We start from the raw sequence: 4895 nt of genomic DNA on the forward strand, positions 1-4895 counted from the left end.
GCAGAAATAATCTGGAATTCTTGTAATCCCTTCTGCAAATACAATCCTTTCAAGTGCCTCCGCCTGATCAGTTACACCTCCATAAGCCTCTCCCCCCGACGCTACCGTACTTGGTATTGTAAGGCTTGTCACTGCTGTACCTGCCAGAAATCTCTTTCCTATCGTTTTTAATCCTTCTGGCAAATTGATTATTTTTAGATTCTTACAGGATGAAAATGCATATTCCCCTATCGCTTCTACTCCCTGGGGGATATCTATACTAACAAGGCTTTTGCAGCCTGCAAATGCATAAGTATCTATTCTGTTCACATTTCCTGTCAATTCTACTGTTTTAAGATTTGTACATGCTCCAAATGCTTCAGATCCAATTTCAGTTACGCTTTCTGGGATTTCTACACTTGCAAGCGCTGTTTCCATTGAATAATTATTGCAAAAATAATCTGGAATTCTTGTAATTCCTTCTGCAAATACAATCCTTTCAAGTGCCTCCGCCTGATCAGTTACACCTCCATAAGCCTCTCCCCCCGACGCTACCGTACTTGGTATTGTAAGGCTTGTCACTGCTGTACCTGCCAGAAATCTCTTTCCTATCGTTTTTAATCCTTCTGGCAAATTGATTATTTTTAGATTCTTACAGGATGAAAATGCATATTCCCCTATCGCTTCTACTCCCTGTGGAATGTCTATGCTAACGAGGCTTTTGCAGCCTGCAAATGCATAAGCATCTATTCTGTTCACATTTCCTGTTAATTCTACTGTTTTGAGATTTGCACATGCTCTAAATGCTTCATATCCAATTCTCCTGACAACTTTTCCATCAATCTCCGCCGGAATCACCAACGATGTATCACTTCCTGTATACCCCGTTATAGTAACCTCATTTCCTGACACGCTATATTTATAATCCCCATACGTCAAGTCACTGCTTGCTTCCGTCTCCAGAATATCCTCTGTCTCATTCGACTCCATCTGCTCATTCACAATTTCCTCCGGGACTTCTTTTTCACTAATATCAACGGATTCTTCCGAACCCTCCCCGATATTTTCTTTCTCCTCGGAACCTGTTGTCTGGTCAGTTGTTTCAGAATCTTTTCCTCCAAAATACGTTTCCTCTAAGTCATTTTCACCCATAGTACTTTCTTCAGAATTCAAATTTCCGAAAGAGCTGTTTGAATTAGAGTCGTCCGAATTGCCGCTATCCGAATTATCGTTTTTTGAATCGGTGTTTCCTGACACAAAATCATCTGTCTGGTATTCCTGCATATCTGTCTCTGCAAACGGCTCTCCACTTACAAATCCTTCAGCAGAAACAGTTGTAATTCCCACCTGATTTCCCAGTACCGCAAGCGCCAAAATTATACTTATAGCTTTTCTCTTCACAGCATTCTCTCCCTCCGTATAAACTATTCGTTACTATTTTAGTACATATATTCACTATCTTCAATAAAATTCTATTTTTCTCGTAAATTTATCTCTGTTTATTTGAAATCACACATTTTTTATTGTATATTCTGTATAGTTTTATTTTTCTTTGCCGTTCATTTTAATACAAATATTTGGAAGATTGTGGGAGCTGCGTAGCTACGTAGCAATTCAGGTATGAAATGATTGTGTATTTTCGCATCCAATAAAAAAAGCTGTCCAAACAGACAGCCTTTTTTATTGAAAAATCGTAACTGTGAAGGTACTGAACAGCTGCGAAAAATCTTTTATTTAACCGTTACAACACAGGTCACAGTTTTCTTTCCGGATTTCACTGTGATTTTTACTTTTCCTTTTTTCAATGCTTTGATCACACCTTTTGAGGAAACAGTTGCTATTTTTTTATTTGCGCTGGAATAGGTTACTTTACCAGTACTTGTGATTGGTGACAAAACTGGTTTTAATGTATATTTCTTTCCCTTTTTAAGAGTAATCGCTTTTTTTACACCAGAAATCTTGGTTGTTGCAATTTTCTTGGTTTTTACATTTACAGTAATGTCTGAAGTAGCTCCACTTTTCATTATAACTGTAATTACTGCTTTACCTGCTTTTTTTGCAGTTATTTTAAGGTTCTTATTATCCACCGCTGCAACCTTAGCATTACTTGATGTCAAAGCTGCAATACTGTCAGATAAAGCCTTGCTTGCAATAAGTTTTTTAGCTGAGACTGATTTCTTAACCTGTACCGGCAATGTTTTTGCTGTCAGCTTCACTTCTGCTGTGAGCTTCGGAATCTCTCTGGACTCCTGATTATGGCATACCTGACACTCTCTGCTTTCTGTTCCGGTATTAAAAATCGTTGCTTCTTTCGTAACTTTATAATCACCATACCTGTGACCTGTTGCAGGAATTGTCTCTGTTTTCGTCTCACCACCAGCTGCGCAGGTATAGGTTCTGATTCCATTCTCTGTACATGTGGCAGGTGTTGTGACAACGCCTGCGTCCCAGCTGTGGCTCTTTACCGGAATGCTCTTTCCTGCCTCAAGTATTTCATTGCAGTTTTTGCAAATCAGGTCACCTGTATATCCAGCTTTTGTACAGGTAGCTTCTTGTGCACCTCTTCGCTCAGGTTCGTGTGCTTTTTTAGAAATTACTTCAAATTTTGTAGTTCCACATATGGTGCATCTGTATATGGCACGTCCTTCATTTTTACAAGTCGCCTCATTGGCAACAGAAGCCTCTTCCCAATTGTGAGTGTGACTGCCTATTACTTCGTACTTAAAGCCCATTGTTTGGGCATATCGTTCTGCCTCTGAATTCGCATAAACTTTCAGAAGTGTAACATCCTTCTCTGTGAAGCAGTATCCATCCATGATAACATTTTCAGGAATTACAACCTCCTTCAGGCTGGTGCATCCGGAAAATCCATCCATGTATATTCTTTCAAGACCATCTGGCAAAGACAATAAAACAAGCTCCTTACAGCCATTTGCAGCACCCCATCCAATTTGCTTTGTTTCAGCCGCGACGATCAGGCTTTTCTTTTTCGGCGGGCAGGCAAGCAGTACACTTTTATCTTTTGTATACAAAACTCCATCTTCTGATGCAAGCACCGGATTATCAGCCGCTACCGTAATAGTCTGCAATGCAGAATTTTCACTTCCAAGAATGCTGCGGCAGGACTGGAATTTATATGGATACGACTTCAGGTCTATTCCTTCAAAGGAGGTAACCTTTGCGGAAATATTGCATTCTGTCTTACTGTCCGGAACAAAAATCAAATCTGTCTGGTCTTTGTTATAGAGAATTCCATCAGCCACACTGTAGCACGCATTCGCCTCATCTACTACAATGCTTTCCAGACTGTAGTCCCTCCAAAATTCAGACGCTCCGATTTTTTTAACATTTTTGGGGATAAAGATCTTCTGTAGACTTCCACACATTGCAAATGCACAATCCCCGATTTTTTCCACGGAATCAGCAATCTGTACAGATTTCAGATTACTGCAGCCAGAAAACATATTATCTCCAATCACCGTAATGCCATCTTCAATAACTACCGATTCTACATTCTTCCATTCCCGCTTGTCATCATATCGGTATTTATATGTTGCTCCGGAACCACTTATGGTCATTACGCCATTCTCGATTTTCCAGACAGCATTTGCTCCACATACGCCAGAGTTCCCCTGGCTTACTGGATTTACAAAGAAAGTATATACTCCATCCCCTGTATCCATCGGATACAGATAATAGGTTTTTCCTTTTTCCAAGTTGTAATAGGTTTTTCCTGTTTCCTGATCAAAAACAGATTGTGACTGTATGCTAAAGAGCTGATCGTCAAATACATCGGATAAATATTCGTCAGTTTCTTCTTCCTCATCGTAGCGCTTCACATTATCAACAATTATATACTTTCCGCTTTCTTCCGGAACCAGTTTTACAAAACCCTTCTTCTCTATTCTCGCTGTATAAACACCGCTTGGCTGACGGACTGCTTCTATTGCAGCAGAGCCTGGAAGAACGCGTAACCCAACCCCTACGGAGTCATCGCCATATTCAACACTAACTGTGTATCTCCCAGGAACGATTTCCTCTCCAGTCCCCTCCGGATTATCGCTTTTCCTTATTTTGCATTCATAAACATTCCCTGCAGAATCCTGTTTTTTCTCTCCATTTTTCGAAAAGGAAATAATCTCCTCCGAATTATCAGTCTTTACCTTTATGCTCAAGCCGGTAAGGTCAATGTCATTGATGAATTTCACGGTTCCATATACATATGCTGTTGTATTGGGCATGGATTCAATTTCTACTGTTCTGTCACTAAAATCTTCTTCATTTTCCTCACTTTGGTCCACTTCATTTCCAGAAGCAAATGACAACATTTCTTCACCGGAATCTGACACCTCATCCGCATCATCTCCCGCTGAAGCAAAGCCCTCTCCAGAAACAGCAGTTTCCTCATCCGGGTAAGCTCTCTCCTCACCCAGAGAATCAGTTCCTTCATCCGAATAATCCGTCTGCCCTGCTTCAAATCCATCTGTAAATCCTATTTCTTCTGCCGAAACATTTACAAGTGCCGATGGCGTGGTCAGCATAGCAACAGAAAGAATAATGCTCAATGCTTTCTTCTTCATTCTTATCCCTCCAAAATGATATTTTATTTATACGTTTATCTTAGTGCATATCTTTACTTTTTTCAACAAGAATCAGACTTCCACCCAGCTTTTTTTGCATCCCCAGTGTTATTTTTACTAGAGCGTGTTTGAAAAAGGCTTTCTGCAAGATGTGCGTCACACTACTTGTCTCGCTCTTTTTTATACCAGCAAGAGGCTGCCGCCCATTTTGCGGGCAGCAGCCTCTTGTTATAAATACTGTTAACTATTCAGACATGCTTTAGCACCTGTTTGAAAAAGGTTCTAGTACTGCATCCATCTAGTTTTTAAAGTGTTGTTGGATATAGCTTTGCCAGT

2 protein-coding genes and 1 pseudogene are annotated in these 4895 nt (G+C 40.2%); all 3 read right to left on the minus strand.

The genetic code is table 11. The annotated features are described in order from the left end of the window. The coding region (locus LIZ66_RS18080; RefSeq protein WP_227227648.1) for a leucine-rich repeat domain-containing protein at positions 1–1380 on the minus strand (1380 nt) is incomplete at its 3' end. Positions 1381–1709: 329 nt separating this feature from the next. Beyond that, on the minus strand, positions 1710–4559 hold the full coding sequence (locus LIZ66_RS18085) for a leucine-rich repeat protein (RefSeq protein WP_226838084.1): 2850 nt from the start codon (positions 4557–4559) through the stop codon (positions 1710–1712). A 62-nt stretch (positions 4560–4621) separates the two neighbouring features. Continuing rightward, positions 4622–4720 (minus strand): annotated as a pseudogene (locus LIZ66_RS20275) (DUF6783 domain-containing protein); the annotation flags it as partial. Positions 4721–4895: the final 175 nt, after the last annotated feature.

The organism is Blautia faecis (assembly GCF_020554845.1).
Taxonomy (GTDB): Bacteria; Bacillota; Clostridia; order Lachnospirales; family Lachnospiraceae; genus Blautia_A; species Blautia_A faecis.